Genomic DNA, 24,326 nt, shown 5'->3' on the forward strand with positions numbered 1-24,326 from the left:
AAGCCCGCTAAACGAATTTAGCGGGCTTTTCTGTTATATTGAGCTAAGCGTTAGCGCTCAGAGATATCGGTGAAAGTTCTGTCTTTGTGACCAACATAGATTTGTCTAGGACGACCAATAGGCTCTTTATTCTCGTGCATTTCTTTCCATTGCGCAATCCATCCTGGAAGACGGCCTAGTGCAAATAGAACGGTGAACATGTCGGTAGGGAAGCCAAGTGCACGATAGATGATCCCAGAGTAGAAGTCTACGTTAGGATAAAGCTTACGCTCCACAAAATATGGATCGTTCAAAGCAGCCTCTTCAAGCTTCTTCGCAATTTCCAATACTGGATCATTTATGCCTAATTTCGAAAGAATGTCATCGCAGGCTTTCTTGATGATTTTAGCTCGTGGATCAAAGTTTTTGTAAACACGGTGCCCAAAGCCCATCATGCGGAAAGAATCATTCTTGTCCTTTGCTTTATTGATCCATTTTTCAGTATCGCCGCCATCTTCTTTAATCTTCTCAAGCATCTCAATTACAGCTTGATTAGCCCCACCATGTAAAGGACCCCATAAGGCACCAATACCTGCTGATACAGACGCGTAAAGGTTGCAATCAGAAGAACCTACCATTCTTACTGTAGATGCCGAACAGTTCTGTTCGTGATCAGCATGTAAAATTAATAGCGTGTTCATGGCCGCAACAACAACTGGATCAATTTCCACTTCCTCTGTACGCTGCCCGAAAATCATGTGTATGAAATTACTTACGTAGTCATACTTGTTCTTAGGGTAAATAAGCGGATGTCCTAGTGACTTCTTGTAAATGAAAGCAACAATCGTTGGGAATTTCGCCAGAAGCTTGATCATGGTTAGATCCATGGTTTCCGGAGATGAATTTGCATTTAAAGACTCCGGGTAGAAAGTAGAGAGTGAGCAAACCAGGGATGACAGCTGCGCCATCGGGTGAGATTTAGAAGGATAACCATCTAAAAACTTCTTCATATCCTCATGGATAAGGGTATGACGACTGATGCTGGTTTGGAAATCTGATAGTTGATCAGCGGTAGGTAGATCACCATATATTAACAGGTAAGCTACTTCTAAAAAGGTTGACTTTTGAGCCAGCTCCTCAATTCCGTACCCACGGTATTTCAAAATTCCTTGCTCGCCATCTAGAAAGGTTATAGCACTTTTAGTGGATCCGGTGTTCTTATATCCAAAATCTAAGGTAATGTGACCAGTTAAGTCTCTAAGCTTAGAAATATCTATAGCCTTTTCCCCCTCTGAACCTGTTATAACAGGAAACTCATAAGCCTTCCCATCAATCTTTATTTCTACGATATCTGACATATTATATATTTATTATTAAACGTAATTAAATCTTGTTATCACAGCAGACTACCAACAAAGCTGTTTAAATAATTTTAAAAAGCCGTTAATTAATTCAACTTTCCTGATTAGATGCTGACTTTGAACTCATCGGTGACTGTACCACATTCCATCATCTCATCACCATAATAAGGGTTTTGAATTTTCTTCTCAGATGAAAGCCAGGATCCACCATCTCCTTTATTCGCCATTGGGCAATGCTCGACATAAATTGTTCCTTTTTTGATCGTTGCATGGTTAAATAAAGCAATCACATCAGAGCTGAGGTATGTAAATTCTTTGCGCTGCGCAGCAAGGTCTTTGGATGCTGAGATTTTCTTAGCAATTAAGGAGGTATTTTCACAGCCCTCATAGCCAGCTAACTGCTTTTCCAGGGCGGATGCAGCCTGTTTTGCTGGCTCATAATCAGAGGCCACAAGGGCATCCTTTAATACGACATAGTTGTTGTAGATGGATTGGAGTTTTGGATTTTCAAGTTCAACAGCGGTGTTTGTTGTTGCAGCCTGGACCTTTTTAGGTTCACTAGTCTCCTTTGGATTTTGTGCATTGGAGCAAGCAGCTAATACGAATATGAGCACAACTCCGGCGTAATTTTTCATTCTTTTCTGTTTATATCTTCTGCAAATAGAGCACGAGCTCTACAATGGTCAAATTAGCACTTAAATTTTAAATTTGGAAAGATTGAACAAAAATCCACTTTGGTTTTTGAACTTATGTAATTCAAATTATAATCGATTGAAAAAGTCGTAAAACAAAAAACCCCATCTGAAATGCAGATGGGGTTTTTTGTTTTATCAGGTATTACAACTTGAAACCGTAAGCAACACGAAGTGCTACGTGACCCATGTTGTCATTAGTGTATTTGACACCTTTTGAGATGCCTTCATACTTAACGCCAAGGTCTAAGCCACTGCTCCATGAATAACCAAGTGCTGGAGAATAAATAAAACCGGTTTTAGAGAATTCAGAAACACCAAATGCCGCACCAACTTCACCAAGTGCATATAATCCTGATCCAGTTGGACTAAAGAAATACTTAAGACCAGCTTTTACCGGAATGAATCCGTAATCAGGCGCTTCTACGTTAACACCGGCAACGTCATAATCTTTACCTATAAAGTGTGTGTAACCAACTGTAACTGGTACCGACAATTGTTTAACAACATTAAATTGGATACGAGCATCTACACCTAAGGTAAGGCTATGGAAGTCATCATTTGTAGGTACCCCTATGTTTGCACCAATACCAAAGTTTGGAGTTTGTGCATTTGCATTTGTACTGAAGAATAAAGCAACTACAGCTGCTGCAGAAGCTAGAATTTTAGTAAATTTTTTCATTTTTAATTATTTAGTTTAATCATTCGTCATTAAACTTATTGTTGTCTGACAACACCGCATAATCAAAAGGCATGCCATTGAAAGGCAAAACAGTGATTGCGATACCCTAAAAGCACTGATTTAAGTGGGAAATTCTTTCCTGAAATCAGCAAGCACCTGTTCTTTTAAAATCTGCGGGTCTATATCTGCCTGATACCAATGTATATTAACCCCATCTTTCTCCATCTTTCTGAAAAAGGTCATCTGTCGTTTTGCAAACTGGCAAATTCCGTTGAAAAGCTGGGTCCTCATTTCCATCAACGAGATTTTCTGTTGTAAATAAGAAACAATGATTTTGTATTCCAAGCCATAAAAGATTAACATTTCTGGAGATACCCCCGCGCGAAGCAACTCTTCAACTTCATCTATCATCCCCTCTTTAAGCCTTCGCTCAAGGCGCAGCTCAATCTTCTTGCGCCTAATTTGCACATCGTCAACCAAACCTACGACGAACGAACTGAATGCTGGTGGTTCCACAGTTTCGAGCTTATTTGATGATAAGAAAGTTCCAATTTCAATTGCCCGTATCAATCGCTTTGCTGTAGAACGGTCTGCATGTGCCCTTAAGCTTTCAGGAAGTTGTTCTAGGCGTGCAATTAAAGCTGGAATGGGCGTGCCTGAAAGTTCCTCACGGAGCCGTTGGTTTACCGGCACTGCCGTAAATGGCTGATGCTGTAGCAAACTATGCATATACATTCCTGTGCCCCCACACAGGATGGGCAGAACACCTTTTTCGGAAAGCTCAGTGTAAACCTTGTAGAAATCCTTTTTAAATGCGTCTACATTATAACGCTCACCTGCCCTTTTTATATCAATCAGGTGATATCGAATCTCCTGCCCTTTATAGTTGTATTCTGTAAGATCTTTACCCGTACCAATGTCCATTCCACGGAAAACCTGACGGCTATCCGCACTGATGATTTCGGCACCGAGCGTCCCGGCCAGGGAAACGGCGAGCCGTGTCTTACCAGAGGCTGTGGGTCCGAGAACAACAAGAAGTGGATTTGATGCGTATTGTGCAGGCATATGAGTTTACAAATATAGTATGTATTTGAGACTGCCTGTATTGAAGAGCCTGATGAATCTCACATCATCCTGGTTCTCCCCTGTAGCAACGGTGATGTTGAGCGCATTTGGGAGCCGGTGTTCGAAGTACCGTTTGCTCGTCGAGGTATCCAGCCAAAGGTAGGCCGGTGGCACTGCGCTATGTAAAGTGAAGCCTGCAGCTTTATATCCATCTCCAGTAGACCAGTCCCGGTCAGCATAACTCATGATGTCATTCGTTTGGACCTGATTGGCAAAGTGTTTAATCAACTTTGTCAGGCCACCGGTAACCGTTACCCCAGGCTTTGTAGCAAAGCGAATAAGTTCCGCTGAGCGATAGCCCTCCCCTTGTCGTTTCATCAGCCGTGTACCGCTAAAGGTTGCCACAGCTACAAGTTCATCCTCATACATCAAACCCAGCTTATGACGGGCGAGGGCTGGGCCCTGAATGTGAAAGGCGAATAAAAAATTATCCGCCTGTTCTTTGTTTAAAGATATAACTCTTGTCTTTCGACCATGCAGCCGAAGGTTTTTTCCTGTAAGGGAGAGTAGTCGGTTTAACACCTGAATTGGCCTGTTGTCCCAGACATCTTCCCAAAGATTTATCAAATGGAGACTCTTTCCGAGTAGTTCATGCTGTTTAGCAACTACCTGTTGGATCGTTGATTTAGTAGAAAGCGGTAGGCAATTAATGACTATTTTGGATTGCTCAACCTGAAGTAAAAAGAATAACTCACTTGAAATCCGTGTTACTGTAATTCCTTTTTCAGCCAGACGCAGTCTTAGATCGCCAATCCACTCCGGAGTTATACCCACTCAGTTTCTTTAAATGTCTTGTATGTAGCAGAAAGAATATCATCAATTTTCATTTTAGACACATCATCCAGCTTGGTTATGCGTTCCTGAAGCTGATCGTCACCGGTTATGGTAGAATAGCGGAAACATACATGATCTTCCTCGATTTTGATACTTGCGAAAAACCGCTCGATAACGTTGTCTTCCTTGATGTTCTTCTCACTCCACAAGTCGTATTCCGACTCACTGTTTGTTCTGTTGGTAAATCCAAGGGCAGCATAAGGTTGTAATTCTGCTCTGATGGTCTGAAATATTTCGATATAATCTGTTTTCATGCTATGCTGATTTATGTTTATTCATAAACATAGAAGTTTTCCAATTGTTTACTGTGGGCTATCTCAGGACACTGGATTGAGATGTTTATCTATTTTTTCAAACAACTCATCCATATCGAAGGGCTTCTCGAGGGAATAATTTGCCCCTGCGTCCTTTGCTGATTTTTCAAGATCAGTGCTTGCGGAGATCATGATCACAGGAATGTTTTTTGTTGATTCCTGCTGCTTCAAAAGTTTACAGACATCCCGACCATCTGTACCCGACATCCATATATCGAGCAGGATTAAATCTGGCAAGTCCTCTTTCATCTCCAGGATGGTCGCGCCATTATAGGTGAAGCCTACATCATATCCTCCAAACTCGAGCATTGCCATAACGGCATCTACAATTGCATGATCATCATCAGCAATCATTACCCTTTTTAATTTCTCCATTCAAGTCCAATTGTGAACTTGCCAAGGCAACAAAAACCACACCATGGCTGCGTTTTCTAAACAGTAGCCTTTTCTGCGATGCTTACACCACAGCCAAGTAACTGGGTTGTGATGGTCCGCGTGTATGCCGTTATCTCTTCCTTAAATTCAGAAACGGAGGCACCTGACCGAATCTCTTCAAGCCGCTTTTCCCACTGACCGGTAAGCTCCGCCTGGGCAATCGCCTGGTCCTTGACCACTTCATAAACCGCAAGGCCTTTGTCCGTTGGGATCAGATTCCTCTTCTCCCGCTTGATGTATTCTCTTGTAATTAAAGTTTCAATAATTGAAGCTCGCGTCGCTGGCGTTCCAAGCCCACTATCCTTCATCGCGTATCGCAATTCTTCATCTTCAATCTCTTTTCCTGAGGTCTCGAGCGCCTTTAGCAGTGATGCTTCATTATAGAGCGGTTTTGGTTTTGTTTGTTTCTCAACCAGTGCTTTCTCCAATATGGGTAATGATTCCTCTTTTTTTACCTTTGGTAAGGAAAGACTTTCCTCACCTTTATTGTCATCTTCGGGATCGTTTAGTACCGATCGCCACCCGGCTGAGCGGATAACTGTACCATTTGCAATGAACGTTGAGCCAGACTCGATAGTAATCTTCGTAAGCTCCTTCACACATTCTTTATGGAACGCCTCAAGCATTCGTGCTACGATCATGTCATAGATTGCCTGCTTCTCACTGCTTAAATGATATGGGGGTTCTCCTGTCGGCAATATTGCATGGTGATCAGTAACCTTTTTCGCATTTACGCTCCGCTTGTTTAATGGAACGGTTGTGAGGAATTCGGCACTTTTTCCGAATTCGGGATGGTTACGAAGTTGATCTATCAGCTTGGGAATACCTGCGAAGACATCATCTCCGATGTATCGACTACCCGTACGTGGATAAGAAATCAGTTTGCCTTCATATAAACTTTGAAGAATACTCAGTGTTTGATCGGCTGTGTAACCCTTCTTCTTATTGGCTTCCTGTTGTATGCTACTTAAATCATGTAATAAGGGTGGTGGTTCTTTTCTAGGTTTAGATTCGACATCTTTAATCAGGCCGCCTGTAGGGAAGCCAGCACTGACATCCTGTATCTTGTCGAACAAAACCTGCGCATCTTCCTTTTTGTCGAAATTTGCAATGGACAATGCCTTAAACTGCTGACCATCTTTATCTAACAGTATGCTGAGCTGATAGAACAGTTTAGGTACAAAGTTCTTTGTTTCAATAAATCTCGAGCAGATCATGGCAAGGGTTGGCGTTTGCACCCGCCCCAGCGACAGCACCGTACGATTTCCGGCAGCGATACTTAATGCCTGGGTAGCATTCATGCCCACAAGCCAATCAGATTCAGAACGGCAGTGTGCCGAGTTGAATAGTGTATCGTAATCTGTACCAGGTTTTAAATTGCGAAATCCTTCCTTAATGGCTTCATCTGTTTGCGATGAAATCCAGAGCCTTTTGAAAGGCTTCTTGCACTTAAGGTAGTAATATATATATCTGAAGATCAACTCCCCTTCACGCCCGGCATCCGTAGCTACAATGATTTCCGTAGCTTCATCAAATAGCTTTTTGATAATGTCAAGCTGTTTTCTCACAGATGGATCCTCAATAAACCCGTCCTTGGTCTTCACTTTACGAACGGACAGTTTGAATTTCTTAGGCAACATTGGCAGGTGTTGTCTTCTCCAACCGATAAATCCATATTCCTGAGGTGGGGCGAGCTGTAGTAAATGCCCAAAGGCCCAGGTGAAAGAATAACCCTTACCTTCTATATAGCCATCTTTTTTTGTTGTAGCTCCAAAGACCTTTGCCAACTCCCTTGCTACAGATGGCTTTTCCGCAATAACGATTTTCATAATTGCTCAAAAATATCAATTCCTGCTATAAAAGTATTACAATGCGCGTCAACAATATCTTTTATACCCGCAGAATAGCCGCCACCCATACTCACTTGTACTGGTAGGTTTTTGCTTTTGCATAGCTCAAATACAAACTTGTCTCTTTCGAGTGCGTCTGATTTTGAGAGTTTTAATTTTCCCAGCTTATCTGAACTCAATACATCTACGCCTGCGAGATAAAACACAAATTGTGGTTTAAAACTTTCGACAATACCTGGCAAGGTTCTTTTCAGAAGTCGAAGGTAGCGCTCACCGTCCAAGTCGTTTTCTAGCGGTAGATCCAGGTCTGACGCTTCTTTTCGAAATGGAAAATTTTTGTCGCCGTGCATGGAAAAGGTAAATACCCGGGGTTCATTCTGGAAGATTTCTGCCGTTCCATTCCCTTGATGAACATCTAAATCAATTATTAATATGCGGTCATGTATTTGCTTATTTAGCAGGTAATTGGCCGCAATAGCCTGGTCATTTAACATACAAAATCCTTCTCCCCAGTTCCGACCAGCATGGTGCGTACCGCCAGCAACGTTAAAAGCAATTCCAAAGTCCTGTGCATACAAGGCGCCCTCTATTGTGCCCTGTGCGATTCTTATTTCACGTTCTACGAGTTGTTCATTGAGTGGAAAACCAATCCTGCGTTGATCTTTATGAGGCAAAGTTAAGTCACGCAGCTGTTCCCAGTAATGACGATCATGCGTGAGCAGAATGATATCTTCAGCGACAGGGTCCGGGCAAAAAAGCTGATCCCGAGAAATCTTACCGATGTGCAGGAGCTGCTCAGGAATGAGTTCATATTTTAACATGGGGAAGCGGTGACCTTCTGGTAGTGGATGAGCGTACAGGTCGCAATAGGCTATTTTGATCATTCCTGGCTTTGAAGATAGATGCTTGAGTGTTGGTATTTACAAATGTCAAAAATAAAGGCAGATAAAATTAATTACCTGCCTCAATTTATAATTGGATGAAAGCTTCTAAAACTTCATTTCGCCATGATCCCCAACATCACCTTTCTCACCAGTGACAATCGCCTTGAGCATGTTGAAAGCGACGACCATCTTAGAAGAGCTGCTATCCCAGAACTCTGCAAACGCTGGTGTCACCTTGATCAATATAAGATTCGGATCATCAACACCGTCTGGAAACCAAACTTTCACAGGAGGCATAAAGTATGCTTTCTTCTTTTCCTGATCGTCTACCAGTTCAGCCTTACCATTTACATACAAATAGGTATTGTCTGATGGGCTGCTATAAGCAAGTGAAACTTCGTTATCTCTTGATATTTCTTTAGACTTCAGTGAATATTCATTGGTAAAGAACCAGATGCTACCATCTTCTTCAACTTTAGCGGTGCCCATTGGACGACTAGAGAAGCGACCTTCGGCATCTAAGGTGGTGAACATGCAGATGCGAACATCTTCAACTTTTTCTTTAAGTGCTTTTATATTCTTTTCGTTTTCCATGATATCTATTTTTAGGATAACAGGTCAACAGTAAAGAAAATGAAATTGTTTTAGCTATTGGGTTTACTGACAAACCGATTGCCTTTGATATAGTACCTCCATGGTAACAAAGCATGATCTGCAGCGTAGCCAACGCCAACTCTTGGTGCAGCAACAATGCTTTCCGTATCAACATCCCAACCATCCTCAATCCAGATCTCTTCGCCTGTTAAATCCTTGGCGTTAAATGTTCGGTCAATACCTAATGCTTTGGATAATGCACCTGGACCTGCAGTAAGATTTGGCTTTAACAAGGCCATGCCCCTTCTTTGCAACATGATTTCTGTTCCAATTACAGGCTCCACTCCTCGGATCAGCACAGCGTGTGGCGTATTTAGTGGCCCGGTGACAACATTAAACAGGTTGTGAATACCATAGCAGAGATAGACGTAAGAGACACCGCCTTTTAAATACATCGTTTTAGTACGATCTGTAAGTCTTCCGCCATAAGCATGGGATGCCTTGTCTTCTATGCCGGCATAAGCCTCTGTTTCCACAATAATACCCGCAGTAATTTCCCCATCTATTTGCGTGAAGAGCATCTTACCAATGAGTTGTCTAGCCAGACTATTCACATCCGTATTCAGGTAGAAGGAAAAGGGTAATTTAGCCATTGATAAGCGTTAATATTTCAGCTAAAAATCTTGCATCTACCTCATCGAACTCGTTTAAGGACTCAGAATCAACATCGAGTACACCTACAACTTCACCTGCTGAGAATAATGGAAGTACAATCTCAGAACGCGATGCTGAGCTGCAGGCAATGTGACCAGGGAATGCCTCAACGTCTGGTACAATAATCGTTTCCCCTTGTGCCCATGCCGCTCCACATACCCCTTTTCCTTTTCGGATCCTGGTACAAGCTACCGGACCTTGGAATGGGCCTAACACTAACTCTTCCCCCTTAACCAGATAAAAGCCTACCCAAAGCCAGCCAAATTGCTCTTTAAGGGCAGCAGCTACGTTCGCCAGATTAGCAATTAGATCAGATTCTCCTGTTAGGAGTCCTTTGATCTGGGGAATCAAAAATTCATATTGTTCTGCTCGAGTACCGCTTTTTATGATGCTTAAATCTTCTGCCATAATGTTTCTAAATTCCAAATTTAAAGAATAGAAGACATGAAGCTTGCAATTTCTGTGAAAAGGAGATAATTATTAGATTTGGAACTTACCTAAGTAGAAAACATGAGAATAATAGCGGAACTCCCTCACCCGGATTGCAAGATTAGCATCTTTAATATGAACCAAAAGTACATTGTCAAATTTGAGCAAGGGACCTTAGAACAAAGCTACAAGCTGTCGGAATTAGATTTAACAGGTGGGGGCGTGAATGAAATCTTTCAGATACTTGATGAGGCTTTCATTGCTACTGTAGTTGAACGATTCAAAATTATGCGGACAGATTTTGCTGAAGCATATAATCGACAACAGTATTAGATTGACATATATAATTCGCTAACTGTTAACACTCTACAACTTAAAACAAATAATATTCTTTAAAATCTCCAGATTTCGTTTAAGCAAACACCAAGTCTTGCAAGTTGAAGATTAGCTAACTAAGTCCATGTAACTGAATATCAACAATGAATAGCCTCTACCCAACTATTATTTTGTGCTCTATTGTGCCAAATAATCGTTGGCCAGCTCGAAGTTGGTCCCTTTTGCATCATCCAAACTCGAGTACGCAGTCGAGGTTTTGACAGCATAATTTTCAATTAATAGTTTATTGTTAGCATCGCAGCATTCGCCATTTCGTTAATCTATGTACCTTACTGAAAATTGACGCTATGATCAGAGGCTATAAGTTAGTCATACTCCTGCTCTCCTCTTCATTGGGATGTGCACTAGGCAACGAATGTTTTGCACAGGATAAGCCTGTCAGGAAAGACAAACTATATTTCAGAAGTGGTTTCGGGTTCTCAGCACCTGTGGCAGAAAGCAGGCAATTCCTTGACGCTAAGTTTTCAACTTCGCTCGGCGGTTTGCTTTTTTTAGGCAATCAAAACTTCTTCTTCTATCCAAAGATCGGACTTAATGCTTACGGATACGATCAGTTGAATTTAGATGCAGGTTCAGCGAATAGAATTATCCACAGCAGGTCTACAACTTATCTATTGAGCCTGGATTTAGGCTATCGGAAGACCATCAACCATTTTGGTGTTTATGGCTTTGGTGGTGCTGGTGGCGGGATCATCCTACTACCAAAACTTAGAACGCCAGACGACGGAGTCATCAGCATGTATAATTCAAGCAATTTTGTTAGTCTACTGGAGGTGGGTTTAGGGGCGGATTACAGCTTCGGCAATGTACTTTTATTTGCTGAGGCTAGTTACACCCAGGGGCTGAACAAGTTGGAGGAACAGCGCTATAAAGCGATTCCTATCAGTATTGGGGTTAGAACCAACATTACCAGAATCTTCTTCAAAAAGTGAGTTTGCACCTGAATGAGACAGTACTCGGTTCCGGGGAGACGTTTTAAAAATCATTTATTTTTCTTACCTTTGTGAAACATTAGGCTACTCTCTGCCTTAATCTTGTTAACCGTTCAACAGGCTGGCTAACATTCTCCAGGAAATCTTTTCCAATTGAGATATATTTTAATCATGTCAGTCGCATCTCAAGTGCACATCTACTAAGATTGACTAAATGGGAATCGCAGAGAGCAGTTATTTTTTTACTTAAACTACGTACATATGGCTAAGTCTCAGGCAACCTTCATGAAGAAGCAACTCGAAAAAAACAGACAAAAGAAAAAAGAAGATAAGTTGCAAAGAAAAGAAGAGCGAAAGCAAAATCCAGGTGGAAGTGATTTAGAGAGCATGTTGGCGTACGTCAACGAGTTTGGAGAAATCGTTTCAACACCACCGGAAAAAAAACCTAATCAACCTTCGGAAGACAAATAAAGATAATGAAGCCCTTTTCGCAACGAGAAGGGCTTTTTTATGGCCTTTCGGCCGCAGCATATATTCAGCAAATACAAAACAATCACGCTTGGGTATGTAGATTTTTGAGAATTAGATACCCAGATTACCCCTGTGCAACTACCAATCGTAAATATTCATGAAGCGGAGAATACTTATAAGCTCAACAGAATACTACGTTAAGCACCCAAAATTTAGCGAATTTCAACAATCACTTCCTATGTGAAATTAACAGCCATGATTTTTGTATAATTCTGATTAGCAAATCCGTCTAAATATATGAAAAAGTTCGCTCTAATAAGCTACCATGACCAGGCTGCTGACCTTCAATTATGTGCTTCAATCCATGAAGTAAATAACGCTATAACTAGCTTACGTGAAGCTGGATTCCTACCTGTTTGTGTGATTGACACTATTGATCTAATCCATATGTGGCTCATAACTGATCAATCTTACTATGCTACATCAGTTGTAAAACTTATTGAGGAACAGATTTTTAATGAAGAGATCAGGTAAGAAGAGACTTTTAAATTTAACCTTTATAACAGGCCCTAGGTAAATTTTTTTATGGCTGGCCAATCTGATCCACTTACATCTACAAACGCGCGTTTTCTCCCCAGACTTACCCGTGATTATTCATGCTTGTTTCTATAACTACTTGTTTATAAAATAAAAACTTTAACTTAGCCGAAGTGTGTAGAATAAGTCCAAATTTTCGCACTACGGTAATAAATTTAAACCTAGACAGGTGGATGTTTTAGGTTACACGCTTTGTTTTTAACGACTCTTCGAACTTATGAATACTCCCGAGACTTTGGTGCAATTGTTTTCATTGCAGGTAGGCAGAACACCTGAAAAGGTAGCTTTAGAACTTGAGAATCAAACAGTCACTTACAAAGCACTTGACGAACGCTCTAATGAACTTGCCAACCACCTGTCTTATTTGGGTGTAAATAGCAAAATGATGATACCGGTTTGCTTAAACAGGTCAATCGACATGATTGTTGCGATTATTGCCATTCTAAAAACCGGTGCAGCTTACGTTCCCTTAGATCCCAACTATCCTGTAGCACGAATAGCACATATACTAAACGATACTCAGGCACCATTAACAATAACCAACGAGACACTCAGAGACAAGATTTCGGGCCAGGTAGTGTTAACAGATACCGTCTTTGATAATAAGACAGTGATGCAGGTCGAACAGGGCAATCCGTCAGACCTAGCCTATGTTATTTATACATCTGGATCGACAGGAGTTCCCAAAGGAGTTATGGTCGAACATAGATCCATTTGTTCTTACATAAAGGCTCAATCAAGCTTTTTTGGAATCCATGGAAAAGACAGAATACTTCAATTTTCAAACTACAGTTTCGATGCAAGCATTGAACAGATATTCCTTGCTTTGTTAAACGGTGCATGTCTGGTTCTACTGAGAGAAGCGCTTCTGAAAGATGTTCAGGCATTTTCCAAATATTTACGTTTGAAAAGAATCACGCATTTACATGCTACTCCCGGTTTTCTTGAAAATATTAAGGTGCACGACAATCCTGAGCTGAGGCGAATTATATCTGCTGGAGACCTCTGCACAAAGAAATTATTTAAAAAATGGCTGGGCAGAGTTGAATTCTACAATAAATATGGTCCCACGGAAGCGACTATTTCTGCGCTTGAATATCACTGCCCGGAAGTTGGAGTTGAACTGTTAAGAGCATTGCCTATTGGCAGGCCTATAAAGGGAACATCAGTATATCTCCTTGATGGAAATGAAAAGGAAGTTGCTCACGGGGAAATTGGCGAGATCTGTATAAGTGGAATTCAAGTTGCCCGGGGATACTTGAATATGCCAGATCTTACCGGGCAGAAGTTTGTTCCTAGTCCCTTTAGGCCTGAGGAGCGAATGTACAAGACCGGCGATCTTGGCAGAATATTGCCTGACGGAAATATTGAGTTTCTAGGAAGAACGGATGATCAGGTCAAAATCCGAGGTTATCGTATAGAGATCGGGGAAGTAGAAAATGTCCTAAGTGATGCACCCGGCGTAAAGCAGAGTGTTGTTATTGCCGACTACAACGATTCACATGGTACAAGACTTATAGCATATATAGTTCCTGTTGTGAACTTTGATAAGGAAAGCACGCGAAGGTATCTTCTAACCAAATTGCCTGACTACATGGTCCCTCAATTTTTTGTCGAACTTGACGCCATCCCTTTGACCAATAATGCTAAAGTCGATCGAAAAAAACTGCCTCTTCCAAATGCTTCTGAGCTCCTGTCGAATACATTCATAGCACCTTTGCATGAAACCGAATTACTTCTTGCAGGCGTTTGGAAATCTTTACTGCTCGTTGAACGCGTTGGTATAAATGATAACTTCTTCGAACTGGGGGGCACTTCTTTATTGGCCCAAAAGTTAGTAATAGAACTTAAGTCTCTGGGCATTCACGTGCCAGTGGCAAAACTATATAGCACACCCACTGTTTCCGGCTTAGCTGCCTCTCTTGATGGCAGAAAGTCAAAGCCAGTATTCACAAAAAGTCACTTAGAGAAAAGAAGAACGGAAGATGTTGCCGTGATTGGGATGTCAGGAAGGTTTCCCGGGGCAGAAGATGTCGCTACATTCTGGGAAAATTTAAAGAATGGCAAAGAAGGTATAAGTTTCTTTTCAGATGAAGAACTCGATGCCTCCATTCCAGCTTCAATGAAGCAAAATCCAGATTATGTCAAGGCGCGTGGAATTATCAACGATCCAGATCAATTTGACGCTGCTTTTTTCAACATCAACAACAAGCAGGCAGAACTGATGGATCCTCAGCAGCGAATTTTTCTTGAAGTTGCCTGGGAGGCTCTGGAGCAATGCGGACATTTACCGGAAAAATTCGAGGGAACAATTGGCGTATACGCTGGATGTCGTTTTAATACTTATTATAGTAACAATGTGAGCTCGAACAAAAGTCACATTGCCAATGTAGGTACATTTCAGGTCGGCACCGTGAGTGATAAAGATTATATCGCTTCCCGGACAGCTTACGCCCTGAATCTAAAAGGTCCTGCTGTGAATGTACAATCAGCATGTTCAACCTCACTCCTGGCCATAGCACAGGCAGTAGAAGCCATTCGGAATGGGCACTGTGATGTTGCACTTGCAGGTGGTTCATCAATCTTAGTCCCAGTTAAAAGTGGACACCTCTACGAGGAAGGTGCTATACTCAGTCAGGATGGTCACTGTCGCACCTTTGATGATCAAGCAACCGGAACTGTCTTCAGTGATGGTGCCGGAGTAGTTGTGCTTAAAAACAAGTCTTTGGCGGAAGCGGATGGAGACACCATCTTTGCAATTGTGAAAGGTATCGGATTAAGCAACGACGGAGCGGAGAAAAGTAGTTTTACAGCACCAAGCGCTGAAGGTCAGGCCCGTGCAATTAGTATGGCTATTCAAGATGCAAGAGTTGATCCCGCAGATCTATCCTATATCGAAGCACATGGAACGGCCACTCCTATTGGAGATCCTATAGAAATCGAAGGTCTGAACCTAGCATTTGGGCAACAGGAGCAGAAGCAGTACTGTGCAATCGGCTCTGTTAAGAGTAACTTGGGTCATTTAACTGCTGCATCTGGAGTAGTTGGCTTCATGAAGACTTGCCTTGCACTCTATCATAGACAAATTCCACCTACATTACATTATGAACGACCGAACAGGCACATTGATTTCGCTAACACACCTTTCTATGTAAATAACCAGTTAATAACCTGGGATTCTGAAAAAAGAAGAATCGCAGGGGTAAGTTCGTTTGGAGTAGGTGGCACAAACGTCCATCTGATTGTGGAAGAGGCTGATAAGCATGTTGAGAAACCTAATAATTGTCGCCCCTTCCAACTGCTATGTTGGTCTGCCAGAGCCCAGGAGAGTTTGGACCTATTTGGCGAAAAGCTTAATAAATATCTCACGGGTGATCAATCCACTAGTCTTTCCAATGCAGCCTTTACCTTAAACACCAACCGCAAAGAATTTGAAGTCCGGCGCTTTTATATAGCATCTGGCAAACAGGACCTTGGTCTTAGATTTCAGCACCACTCCTGGCCTAAACATACCCGTAAAGTAAAGAGAGATAAAATTCCGGAGCTTGTGTTTATGTATCCAGGCCAGGGCGCTCAATACCTAAACATGGGGAAAGACCTGTATGTCTCGGAGCAGGTATTCAGGGACGCTATGGATGAAGTCGATGACATGTTTTTTGTAGAAACCGGTGAGCGTCTTTTGCACGTCATCTACCCTCTCGATGTTGACCCTAAAACAGAAAAGCTCCTTCAAAATACTAGATACAGTCAACCAGCATTATTTTGTATCGGCTATGCACTAACTAAATTGTGGATGAGCTGGGGAATTTATCCGACAGCTTTTGTCGGACATAGCATAGGTGAGTTTGTTGCCGCCTACTTCGCTGGAGTTTTCTCCTTACAAAATGCTGTTAAACTAATTACAGCAAGAGGTAAAATGATGAGCGATTTACCACCTGGCAAAATGTTATCTGTGCGATGTTCAGCACAAGTTGCGGAGGCCTATCTTTCTACAGAAATTGCGCTTGCAGCTTCAAACAGCGATAGTTTATGTGTTTTGGCGGGAAGCAACGAAGCTATTGATAAGCTAAGCTATAAACTGGATGCGGCAGGTATTCTTAACCGTGCACTCTCAACGAGCCATGCTTTCCACTCGCACATGATGGATCCAATAGTTGAGCCATTTAAGCAAGTGGTGTCACGTATTCCTTTGAATGAGCCACTTGTTCCGATATTATCAACAGTTACCGGAAAGTGGTTAAAAGCTGAAGAAGCCACGAGTCCGGAGTATTGGGCATCACACCTTCGTTCTACAGTGAAATTTGGCGAAGCCATTAACCAGTTAATTTCTAAATCGTATGAACTATTCCTTGAGGTTGGTCCTGGTAGCACAACGGCGACGCTGACGCGCCAACAGGCTGGTAAAAGACCTGTGACCGTATTAGCATCTTTAGGTATGAAGGAGAACGCTTCTTCTTATCAACCAATGCTAAGTAGTCTCGGAGAACTATGGCTTACCGGCATAACACCTGACTGGACATCCTTTTACAAAGATCAGCCAAGGACACGGCTGATGGACTTGCCGACTTACGCATTCGATAGAAAGCGTTTCTGGGTAGAACCCGCAATAGACAATAAACCTCCGGCCTTGCTAAACATAGAAGATGAGCATAATCCACTTCCAAATCATTCATCAATAAATATGAGAAAAACTTTACTAATCAATCAGATCAAGGAGATTTTGGAAAATGCATCCGGTATTGAGCTTGCAGACGCTCCTTCGGACATGACCTTCATTGAAATGGGTCTCGACTCCTTGCTGTTGACGCAGGTCGCCCTTATCTTAAAGAAGCAGTTTACGGTACCAGTAACATTCAGGCAGCTAAATGAAGATTATGGCACGTTGGATTTATTAGTAGATTACCTGATCAAGCAGCTTCCTGATGAAGTGCCTGCAGCCAGCCAGACTATCGCTGAACAAGCGCCAGTAATGCCGCAATCCGTAATCAATGCCCCCGTTTATCAAGTAACACAGCAAAATGCTCATGGAAGTAATGCTGCAATCGATCTAATTAGTCAGCAGCTTCAGTTGTTAGCGAAACAACTATCTCTTTTGCAAGGTGGACAGCTCACAATGCCTGCCGTTCAAGTGCAAACAGCAACCCCGGTATCGCAGGAACTCCCAAGACCGGCTCAAGCTGTGGCCGCGCAAAGATCAGCCGGAGATCCAACGGCACAACTCAGCGTCGAGGAACTGATTGAAATAAAAAAACCGTTTGGTGCTGCTGCCAGAATAGAAAAGCATTCTGCCAGTCTAAATGTACAGCAGCAAAGCTACCTCGCTGACTTGATCGTACGCTACAATGCGAAATCTGCGAAGAGCAAAGCATATACTCAGCTGAATAGGCCCCATATGGCCGATCCACGGGTAGTATCGGGATTCAAGCCTGCAACAAAGGAGTTGGTATATTCTATTGTAATAAATAAATCTAAGGGTAGCCGATTGTGGGATATAGATGGAAACGAGTACATTGATGCACTCAACGGATTTGGCTCGAACATGCTGGGGTACCAGCCAGACTTTATTAAAGAAGCTTTGATAAGTCAAATTGAGAGCGGCTATGAAATTGGTCCGCAACATGAAATGTCGGGTGAGGTATCTAAACTGATTGCAGAATTCACCAACTTTGACCGCGTTGCGCTTTGTAACACTGGCTCTGAAGCTGTACTCGGCGCCATGCGTATTGCCAGAACGGTTACGGGTCGCTCCACCATTGTGGCATTTACCGGATCCTATCACGGCATTGCAGATGAAGTAATTGTTCGTGGAAGCAAGAAATTAAAGACCTTCCCAGCGGCACCTGGAATTCTACATGATGCTGTGCAAAACATGCTAATTCTGGATTATGGAACTGAAGAATCACTTAAAATCATCGAAGAGGGTGCTCAAGATATCGCTGCAGTGCTTGTAGAGCCTATCCAAAGCCGTCGCGCAGACTTCCAGCCCATAGACTTTCTGAAAAAGTTGCGAAAGATAACCTCAGATAATCAAACAGTCTTAATCTTTGATGAGGTCATCTCGGGATTTAGATTCCACCCCGGGGGCGTTCAAGCTATTTTCGGTATTAAGGCCGATATTGGTACTTATGGAAAAGTAGCTGGTGGCGGTATCTCCATCGGGATCATAGCTGGCAAAAAGAAATATATGGATGCCTTGGATGGAGGATTTTGGCAATATGGAGATCATTCAGTACCCGAAGTGGGCGTAACATATTTTGCAGGTACGTTTGTGCGGCATCCTTTAGCGCTGGCAACGGCGAAAGCATCTTTGATATATCTTAAGAATGCTGGCCCGCAGCTGCAAGAGGCACTAAATGCCAATGGCGATTACATTGCACGTACACTTAATTCCCTATGCCAAAGGTTGAATGTCCCGATGTTTATTGCTCAATATGGTTCATTATGGCGGATTAAATTCATTGAAGAGTATCCTTATGCTGAACTCTTCTTTACTTTGATGAGACTGAAAGGAATCCACATCCTCGAAGGCTTTGCATGTTTTCTAACCACCGCGCATACTACAGCTGATATTCAGGAAATCATTCGCTGTTTTGAAGAGAGTCTTGTGGAGCTTAAATCGGTTGGCCTGATTCCTCATTTTGAACATCCCAAGGGCGGATCGGAGTCTTCAAACGATTTCATGAGCACCATGCCCGTACCGAATGCCAGACTGGGAAAGGACAAGATGGGAAATCCAGCGTGGTTTATTATAGATGAAAGTAACCCAGGTAAATACCTACAAGTAAGCAACTAATTCTTAAAGAATGCCCAAATATACACCAGTTGATTTCAACCCCTTTAGTGAAACAAAAGAGATTGAGAAGATCACGCCTACAAATGATTCGCAAAAAGAAATTTGGCTTGCCTGTATGTTTGGCGGCGATGAAGCGAATCTTGCTTACAATGAGTCAATTTCAGTTGAACTCTGCGGAGACCTGCAAATCAAGGAGTTTAATCAAGCTGTGAATGAGGTTGTTCTCCGCCATGAAGCACTAAGGTCCACCTTTAGTGCAGATGGAGAATCGCTTTTTACTTATCGAAGCTTCCCTGTTGCGTTTGAGCTTGAAGATATATCTATATACGGCCCAAGTAGTCGAAAGTTTTTGGATGACTATATCCAGCAGGAACTATCCGTTCCATTAAATCTTCAGGAGGGTCCTTTATTTAAGGTCTATCTTCATAAGCTAGCTGACAACTTACACGTTTTCACCATCATCAAGCATCATGCAATTGCCGATGGCTGGTCGTCTGGAATCTTTTTGGAAGACCTAAGCAAGCTGTACAATTCGAATATAAAGGGCAAACCCTTAAATATGCCTAGACCCGCTCAGATGAGTGACTACGTTAAGGAGGAACGAAGGTTTAAAGCAAGCGCAGACTACCTCCAAACGGAAGACTACTGGATTAATCTTTACAAAGGTAAAGTTCCAGTTGTGGACCTTCCCACAGATTTCCCGAGGACTTCACCCAGAACATATAAAGGTATGCGACTGGACTTTGAACTCAGCGCTGAAACCTTAGAACTAACGAAAGCTTTTGCTAGAAAATCCGGTGCAAGCCTGGTAACAACGCTGCTTGCCGCCTTTGAAATATTCCTCTATTCCAAAACAAACCAGAAAGATCTTGTTGTGGGCTTACCGGCCTCCGGACAGGCAGCCTCAGGCTTGAACGACGTAATCGGGCATTGTGTAAACTTGTTGCCAATAAAGACGACCATTAATCCAACACTTTCATTCAAACAATATCTTAAGATCAGGAAAAGTGCTATTCTTGATGCGTATGAACACCAAAGACTAACCTTCGGCTCGCTGATTAAAAAACTTTATATCCCCCGGGATGGTTCACGCATCACACTTGTCCCGGTAATATTCAATATTGACATGGGAATGGATCAAGCGGTGTCGTTCGAGGGGCTTCAACATAGATTGATCAGCAATCCTCGCGCTTATGAAACGTTTGACATATTCCTCAATGCAACTGGATCAAAAAACAAGTTGACATTAGAATGGTCGTTTAACACCGGGTTATTTTCTACACAAACTATTGAGCGCTATCATCAGGATTTAAATACGCTATTAGACCAAATTGTTCGAAATCCCGATACCGACATCTCGCATCTGATTCATAATGAGAAAGTTAGTGTTGCTGCACCCGGGAAAAACAATCAACAGGACTTCAGTTCTATTAATGAGCTTTTGGAGGAAGCCTATCAATCATATCCGGACAGGCACGCTGTGTCGTTTAATGATTCATCATTGAAATACAATGAGTTGAAGCTGAAAGTTGAGCAGCTCGCACGAAAATTAAGTTATGAAGGCGTAAAGACTGGAGATTTCGTTGGGGTTTCGATGGATCGATCTTTGGAGATGTTGATATCTCTACTAGCAATATTGAAACTCGGTGCTGTATACCTCCCATTGGACCCTTCTTATCCGAAGGAAAGAATTGAATTCATGCTAGAGGATTCAGATGCGAAATACCTCCTTATATCAAGAAAATATAGTGGGTTCTTCAAGGGCGAGAAAACTGAAATTATCGTAGAGATAGAAGAACAAGGTACTTTAAACACGAAAGCGCCTGATTTCAAGCGCGTGATGGCAGATGATCTCGCTTATGTTCTATATACATCAGGGTCTACTGGAAAACCTAAAGGTGTAAAGATAAGCCATGGCAATTTAGCGAACTTCTTGCTGAGCATGCTCGAGCAACCAGGAGTTACGCTAAACGACCGGTTGCTGGCAATTACAACCATATCTTTTGACATCGCAGGTTTAGAACTGTTTCTTCCACTCATCGCGGGCGCAGAAGTTGTAATTGCTGATACACCTTCTACTAAAGACGGAAGGCTGCTCAAAGATCTACTTCTGTCAAGAAACATAACAGTTATGCAAGCCACTCCATCAACATGGCAGATGTTAATGGACTCGGGCTGGGCAGGGTCACCATCAATAAGGATGTTAGCGGGCGGAGAACCACTTAGTGATCATATGGCAAAAGCCCTGCTTTCCCGGGGTTCCGAGTTGTGGAATATGTACGGACCTACTGAAACGACAATATGGTCTACCCTTAAGCGGATAGAATACACTAACCTTTCGATAACGATCGGCTATCCAATTAGAAACACGCAGGTGTACATACTTGATGAACACGGACGTGAGGTGCAGCATGGAATAACAGGTGAGATTTGTATTGCCGGACATGGTGTGAGTCAAGGTTATTTAAATCGACCTGAATTAACGGAGGAGAAGTTCATAAATGACCCTCAGCAACCAGCAGGTGCTAAGAAAATATACAGAACAGGTGATTTGGGCACCATCATACCCAACGGAGAAATACATTGCCACGGCAGAATCGATCAGCAGGTAAAAATCCGTGGACATAGAATAGAATTGGGGGAAATCGAATCTATCCTTTCTGCTGCACCTGGAATAAAACAGGGCATTGTAACTGTAAATGAAAGTGATAGACAAGAAAAAAAACTTGTTGCCTATGTAACGCTGGAAGATGAGCCCGAAAATGAGGATACTTTATCCTGGAAGGATCGTTGGGAGACGCTCTACAACATCGGTGCAGAGATCAACAAGAATGAGTCCCTGCCTGATCAGAATTTAGACGGGACCTTGCTTGATTATTATGAGAACGGTAAAGAGCTTGCGGTGCAATCTGAGGAATGGCTGCGGACATCCGTTGAGCGTATAAAGTCGTTACGCCCCACCAAAGTATATGAAATTGGAAGCGGTGCAGGTCAGATTTTATATGAACTAGCGGACGATGTGCAGTTTTATTTTGCTACCGATTATGCGAAAACAGCAATTGACAAGCTAAAGGAGACACTAAGCTCGGACCCTGACAAATGGGGCCATGTTGATGCTGCGGTAGCAAGCGCTGATGACTTTAGTGCCGTTGCAGACAAGAAGTTCGACTTAGTTTTGCTGCATAGTGTCGCGCAGTATTTCCCAAGTGGCGATTATTTAGTTGACGTGATTAGAAAGGCTCTAAATTCCATCGAGGGAACAGGCTGTATCTTTATCGGCGACATGCAAGGTCAAAACTCTTTAGAAATGTGCCATGCAATGGATCATCTACCAAAAGCATCAGAAGGAAGTTCACTTGCTGCTTTCAAAGAAGTCATAGCAAACAGGGTCAGAATTGAAGATGAACTTGTTGCAGATCCAGCCTTTTTTTATGGCCTTAAGAACATGTTTCCGGACATCAAAGCGGTAAACATTCAATTGAGGAAAGGGAAGTCGATTAATGAAATCACAAAGTATCACTATGATGTATGGATCTTTGTTGGTGTTGAAAAGCAAGTAGTTACTCCAGATGTGAGTTATGTTTGGCATTCTGGCATAAAAGAAGCCGAAATCGGGAACCTCCTCCGAAAGCATCGTTCATCCGTAGTTGAGTTGAAAGGTGTTTATAACAGCCGGACTGCGAAAGACTGCCATTTATTAAAGCTAATGCACAATGCTGAAGCGTCCCGGACAATTTCAGAAATTAAGTCGGAGGTTAACGCAGTCAGCGCTGGTATGGACCCCGATGCATTTTGGGCCATTGCAGAACAGCTCGGATTTACCGCACACGTGAGGTGGAGTTCTGATGGAACTGACGGCTCTTTTGATGTGGTATTCATCCCCTCCTCATTTGGTGACGTTTTACCATATCCCCCGGCTACGGTTGCAAATTTGAGCGACCATGACAACCAAATTAGAACGCCGTTTTCAAAACAACGTGTGCAACTGAGTCAAGATCAGGTTTCAAGATGGAAGGCCTATGTAAGTAACCTGCTGCCATCAATTATGATACCTGACGAGTTTGTTGGTCTCAAAAAGTTTCCGCTGACTCCGAACGGCAAAATAGACCGGAAGATGCTTCCTGCGCCAGAACTGAAGCAAGTTGAAACCAGGATTGATGGTCAACTTCCTTCAACAGAAAATGAACGTTTAGTAGCTGCAATATGGGCAGAGGCTTTAGGATTGGAAAACATACATGTCACGGATGACTTTTTTGAACTTGGAGGCCATTCTCTCCTGGCAATGAAGGTAATGGTTGCAATCGAAAAGCAAACCGGCAAGCGGTTGCCTCTAGCAACACTCTTTGACAATCCTACGCTAGCAAAAATGGCGCTTCAGCTTGAAGAAGACAAACCTAGGACAGCCTGGAGCGCGCTTGTGCCGATCCGGACTGGCGGTACCAAGAAACCACTATTTCTTATACATGGTGGAGGCATGAACATTCTGGTGTTTAAAAACCTCAGTGCTCATTTTGATGACGACCAGCCAATATATGGCATCCAAGCCCTTGGCTTAAACTACGAAACAAAAGTCCCGCCCACAATAGAGAAAATTGTAGCCAAGTACCTCGAGGAAATTTTGCTAGTTGAAGAACATGGTCCTTATATGCTTGCGGGCTATTCTTTAGGCGGCATCCTGGTGTACGAAATGGCCCGACAGTTGAAAGCAATGGGCAAGGAAATTTCAATAGTTGGCGTGATTGATACTTTTGCAAGTACTGGTGAAGATTTAACCGACACGAAGCAATTACTTAAAAAGGTAAGCCGTCAATTTAATAAGGTTCCCTTCTTTACCAAATCATTCTTGAAGTATCCTGCGGATACGCTTTCCTACCAGAAAACAATACTAAAACGAAAGTTAAAGGGCGTATTAAACACAGAGCTTACGGACCGGCAATTTGAACTTTCAGATTATGAAGCTGAGATCTACGAACGGTATAGTACCGCATTGTCAAAATACAAACTAGTTCCCGATGACATAAAAGTAACTTTGTTCAGGGCTACAAAGCGGATATATTACTTAGATGACAATGAGTATCTTGGATGGAAAGCTTTTGCAAGAAAGGGTGTAAGAGTTTTGGAAGTACCTGGAGATCACAAGACGTTTTTATATCCGCCGCACGACAAGGAGCTCGTTCAAGTTTTGCAGGAGGCAATCAACCTCATAACGCGTTAGAAAATTAACTCATTAAATGAATATAATAG

17 protein-coding genes are annotated in these 24,326 nt (G+C 42.5%); 5 read left to right on the forward strand and 12 right to left on the reverse strand.

The window, feature by feature from the left end; translation table 11 throughout:
• Positions 1-50 precede the first annotated feature (50 nt).
• The 12 genes from IEW69_RS10870 to msrC form a co-directional block, all read right to left on the reverse strand.
• Positions 51-1,337: a citrate synthase gene (locus IEW69_RS10870; RefSeq protein WP_188626876.1), complete on the reverse strand. Its 1,287-nt coding sequence runs from the start codon at positions 1,335-1,337 to the stop codon at positions 51-53.
• A 107-nt stretch (positions 1,338-1,444) separates the two neighbouring features.
• On the reverse strand, positions 1,445-1,975 hold the full coding sequence (locus IEW69_RS10875) for a DUF3347 domain-containing protein (protein ID WP_188626877.1): 531 nt from the start codon (positions 1,973-1,975) through the stop codon (positions 1,445-1,447).
• A 202-nt stretch (positions 1,976-2,177) separates the two neighbouring features.
• A complete protein-coding gene (locus IEW69_RS10880; RefSeq protein ID WP_188626878.1) occupies positions 2,178-2,714 on the reverse strand; it encodes a hypothetical protein in 537 nt (178 codons plus the stop codon).
• Positions 2,715-2,834: 120 nt separating this feature from the next.
• A complete protein-coding gene (gene miaA, locus IEW69_RS10885; RefSeq protein WP_188626879.1) occupies positions 2,835-3,779 on the reverse strand; it encodes a tRNA (adenosine(37)-N6)-dimethylallyltransferase MiaA in 945 nt (314 codons plus the stop codon).
• Positions 3,780-3,785: 6 nt separating this feature from the next.
• Complete coding sequence (locus IEW69_RS10890; RefSeq protein ID WP_188626880.1) at positions 3,786-4,613, reverse strand: hypothetical protein; 828 nt, start codon at positions 4,611-4,613, stop codon at positions 3,786-3,788.
• Positions 4,604-4,927 carry a hypothetical protein gene (locus tag IEW69_RS10895; protein WP_188626881.1) on the reverse strand — a complete coding sequence of 108 codons (324 nt, stop codon included), beginning with the start codon at positions 4,925-4,927 and terminating at the stop codon, positions 4,604-4,606. The genes IEW69_RS10890 and IEW69_RS10895 overlap by 10 nt, the downstream gene beginning before the upstream one ends.
• 63 nt (positions 4,928-4,990) lie before the next feature.
• Complete coding sequence (locus IEW69_RS10900) at positions 4,991-5,362, reverse strand: response regulator (RefSeq protein ID WP_188626882.1); 372 nt, start codon at positions 5,360-5,362, stop codon at positions 4,991-4,993.
• A 56-nt stretch (positions 5,363-5,418) separates the two neighbouring features.
• Positions 5,419-7,251 (reverse strand): DNA topoisomerase III, encoded by a 1,833-nt coding sequence (gene topB / locus IEW69_RS10905; protein ID WP_188626883.1) that lies wholly within the window; start codon positions 7,249-7,251, stop codon positions 5,419-5,421.
• The gene (locus IEW69_RS10910; protein ID WP_188626884.1) at positions 7,248-8,156 is read right to left on the reverse strand and encodes a histone deacetylase family protein; all 909 of its coding nucleotides are present in this window, start codon (positions 8,154-8,156) and stop codon (positions 7,248-7,250) included. The genes topB and IEW69_RS10910 overlap by 4 nt, the downstream gene beginning before the upstream one ends.
• A gap of 105 nt (positions 8,157-8,261) precedes the next feature.
• Positions 8,262-8,750 (reverse strand): pyridoxamine 5'-phosphate oxidase family protein, encoded by a 489-nt coding sequence (locus IEW69_RS10915; protein WP_188626885.1) that lies wholly within the window; start codon positions 8,748-8,750, stop codon positions 8,262-8,264.
• Between the two features lie 50 nt (positions 8,751-8,800).
• Positions 8,801-9,403 carry a DNA-3-methyladenine glycosylase gene (locus IEW69_RS10920; RefSeq protein WP_188626886.1) on the reverse strand — a complete coding sequence of 201 codons (603 nt, stop codon included), beginning with the start codon at positions 9,401-9,403 and terminating at the stop codon, positions 8,801-8,803.
• Complete coding sequence (gene msrC, locus IEW69_RS10925; protein WP_188626887.1) at positions 9,396-9,872, reverse strand: free L-methionine (R)-S-oxide reductase MsrC; 477 nt, start codon at positions 9,870-9,872, stop codon at positions 9,396-9,398. The genes IEW69_RS10920 and msrC overlap by 8 nt, the downstream gene beginning before the upstream one ends.
• Positions 9,873-9,974: 102 nt before the next feature.
• Here msrC and IEW69_RS10930 point away from each other — a divergent pair, with 102 nt between their 5' ends.
• From IEW69_RS10930 to IEW69_RS10950, 5 genes are all read left to right on the forward strand, one after another.
• Positions 9,975-10,226, forward strand: coding sequence for a hypothetical protein (locus tag IEW69_RS10930; protein WP_188626888.1), 252 nt, complete (start codon positions 9,975-9,977; stop codon positions 10,224-10,226).
• 350 nt (positions 10,227-10,576) lie between these two features.
• On the forward strand, positions 10,577-11,221 hold the full coding sequence (locus IEW69_RS10935; RefSeq protein WP_188626889.1) for a hypothetical protein: 645 nt from the start codon (positions 10,577-10,579) through the stop codon (positions 11,219-11,221).
• A gap of 261 nt (positions 11,222-11,482) precedes the next feature.
• Positions 11,483-11,692, forward strand: coding sequence for a hypothetical protein (locus IEW69_RS10940; protein ID WP_188626890.1), 210 nt, complete (start codon positions 11,483-11,485; stop codon positions 11,690-11,692).
• An 814-nt stretch (positions 11,693-12,506) separates the two neighbouring features.
• Entirely contained in the window at positions 12,507-19,082 is a 6,576-nt protein-coding gene (locus IEW69_RS10945) for a polyketide synthase (protein WP_188626891.1), read from the forward strand.
• A gap of 10 nt (positions 19,083-19,092) precedes the next feature.
• On the forward strand, positions 19,093-24,297 hold the full coding sequence (locus IEW69_RS10950) for a non-ribosomal peptide synthetase (RefSeq protein WP_188626892.1): 5,205 nt from the start codon (positions 19,093-19,095) through the stop codon (positions 24,295-24,297).
• The last annotated feature ends 29 nt before the right edge of the window (positions 24,298-24,326 follow it).

This window comes from Pedobacter quisquiliarum (genome assembly GCF_014642175.1).
Lineage (GTDB): Bacteria > Bacteroidota > Bacteroidia > Sphingobacteriales > Sphingobacteriaceae > Pedobacter > Pedobacter quisquiliarum.

Bases quoted from the DNA above. Each gene is read 5' to 3' on its own strand.
- IEW69_RS10870 (WP_188626876.1), bottom strand. From the start codon at position 1,337: ATGTCAGATATCGTAGAAATAAAGATTGATGGGAAGGCTTATGAGTTT.
- IEW69_RS10875 (WP_188626877.1), bottom strand. From the start codon at position 1,975: ATGAAAAATTACGCCGGAGTTGTGCTCATATTCGTATTAGCTGCTTGC.
- IEW69_RS10880 (WP_188626878.1), bottom strand. From the start codon at position 2,714: ATGAAAAAATTTACTAAAATTCTAGCTTCTGCAGCAGCTGTAGTTGCT.
- miaA (WP_188626879.1), bottom strand. From the start codon at position 3,779: ATGCCTGCACAATACGCATCAAATCCACTTCTTGTTGTTCTCGGACCC.
- IEW69_RS10895 (WP_188626881.1), bottom strand. From the start codon at position 4,927: ATGAAAACAGATTATATCGAAATATTTCAGACCATCAGAGCAGAATTA.
- IEW69_RS10900 (WP_188626882.1), bottom strand. From the start codon at position 5,362: ATGGAGAAATTAAAAAGGGTAATGATTGCTGATGATGATCATGCAATT.
- topB (WP_188626883.1), bottom strand. From the start codon at position 7,251: ATGAAAATCGTTATTGCGGAAAAGCCATCTGTAGCAAGGGAGTTGGCA.
- IEW69_RS10910 (WP_188626884.1), bottom strand. From the start codon at position 8,156: ATGATCAAAATAGCCTATTGCGACCTGTACGCTCATCCACTACCAGAA.
- IEW69_RS10915 (WP_188626885.1), bottom strand. From the start codon at position 8,750: ATGGAAAACGAAAAGAATATAAAAGCACTTAAAGAAAAAGTTGAAGAT.
- IEW69_RS10920 (WP_188626886.1), bottom strand. From the start codon at position 9,403: ATGGCTAAATTACCCTTTTCCTTCTACCTGAATACGGATGTGAATAGT.
- msrC (WP_188626887.1), bottom strand. From the start codon at position 9,872: ATGGCAGAAGATTTAAGCATCATAAAAAGCGGTACTCGAGCAGAACAA.
- IEW69_RS10930 (WP_188626888.1), top strand. From the start codon at position 9,975: ATGAGAATAATAGCGGAACTCCCTCACCCGGATTGCAAGATTAGCATC.
- IEW69_RS10935 (WP_188626889.1), top strand. From the start codon at position 10,577: ATGATCAGAGGCTATAAGTTAGTCATACTCCTGCTCTCCTCTTCATTG.
- IEW69_RS10940 (WP_188626890.1), top strand. From the start codon at position 11,483: ATGGCTAAGTCTCAGGCAACCTTCATGAAGAAGCAACTCGAAAAAAAC.
- IEW69_RS10945 (WP_188626891.1), top strand. From the start codon at position 12,507: ATGAATACTCCCGAGACTTTGGTGCAATTGTTTTCATTGCAGGTAGGC.
- IEW69_RS10950 (WP_188626892.1), top strand. From the start codon at position 19,093: ATGCCCAAATATACACCAGTTGATTTCAACCCCTTTAGTGAAACAAAA.